Annotated in this window: 2 tRNA genes; both read right to left on the bottom strand. The window is 55.4% G+C overall.

The features are described 5' to 3' along the window. Window positions 1–43: 43 nt before the first annotated feature. Window positions 44–117 (bottom strand) — tRNA-Ile (locus HMPREF3237_RS08685). A 13-nt stretch (window positions 118–130) separates the two neighbouring features. Continuing rightward, window positions 131–204, bottom strand: a tRNA-Met gene (locus HMPREF3237_RS08680). Window positions 205–240: the final 36 nt, after the last annotated feature.

Here is a 240-nt window from a genome sequence, read left to right as displayed (position 1 = left end):
CCGTTCCCTTCAGCCGGACTTGGGTAATCCTCCATCATTCCAATGGACCTTGTAGGACTTGAACCTACGACCACTCGGTTATGAGCCGAGAGCTCTAACCAGCTGAGCTAAAGGTCCAACAAGATCATTATAGCGGCGAAGGGGATCGAACCCCCGACCTCCCGGGTATGAACCGGACGCTCTAGCCAGCTGAGCTACACCGCCATCAATCGGGAAGACAGGATTCGAACCTGCGACACC

This window comes from Streptococcus sp. HMSC34B10, from assembly GCF_001839505.1.
Classification (GTDB): Bacteria; Bacillota; Bacilli; order Lactobacillales; family Streptococcaceae; genus Streptococcus; species Streptococcus peroris.
Note: the sequence above shows the minus strand (reverse complement) of the source record. Positions and strands in the feature narration are given on the sequence as shown.